The organism is Oleiphilus sp. HI0125 (assembly GCF_001635355.1).
This window is the reverse complement of the sequence record NZ_LWGF01000684.1, coordinates 1-815: the sequence shown is the minus strand read 5'-3', so window position 1 is coordinate 815 and position 815 is coordinate 1. Positions and strand designations below refer to the sequence as shown.

General features: G+C 46.4%; 1 protein-coding gene. It reads left to right on the top strand.

Going from position 1 to position 815, the window contains the following annotated elements:
• Positions 1-815 (top strand): citrate synthase (gene gltA / locus A3762_RS09905; RefSeq protein WP_068755226.1); only part of this gene is annotated, 815 nt, incomplete at both ends.

Genomic DNA, 815 nt, shown 5'->3' with positions numbered 1-815 from the left:
TGGTTTCCGTCGTGATGCACACCCAATGGCTATCATGTGTGGTGTCGTTGGAGCATTATCTGCTTTTTACCATGACTCAATGGACATTACTGAAGCACAAGATCGTGAGATCGCCGGCTTCCGCCTAATCGCGAAAATGCCAACAATTGCCGCAATGTGTTACAAATACTCGATTGGCCAGCCATTCATGTACCCGAACAATGATTTGGGTTATGCAGAGAACTTCCTGCACATGATGTTCAGCACTCCTGCTGGCGATGTTAAATTTGATCCAGCAATTGTTCGCGCAATGGATCGTATTTTCATGCTTCATGCTGACCACGAACAAAACGCATCAACATCAACAGTTCGTCTTGCNGGTTCTACCGGAGCAAATCCATTCGCATGTATTGCGTCTGGTATTGCAGCACTTTGGGGTCCTGCACACGGCGGCGCAAACGAAGCTGTGTTGAGCATGCTCAACGAAATTGGCGACGTTGCAAACATTGACGAATTCGTTGCTAAAGCAAAAGACAAGAATGATCCATTCCGTCTTATGGGCTTCGGTCACCGCGTCTATAAGAACTTTGACCCACGCGCTAAAGTTATGCGCGAAACATGCGAAGAAGTTCTGTCTGTACTAGGCCTAGAGAACGACCCACTTCTCAAGATTGCGAAGCGACTAGAGCAAATTGCTCTTGAAGACGAATACTTCATCGCTCGTAAGTTATACCCCAATGTAGACTTCTACTCAGGCATTATCCTTAAAGCAATCGGTATCCCTGAGTCGATGTTCACAGTGATCTTCGCAATGTCTCGTACAATTGGTTGGTTTG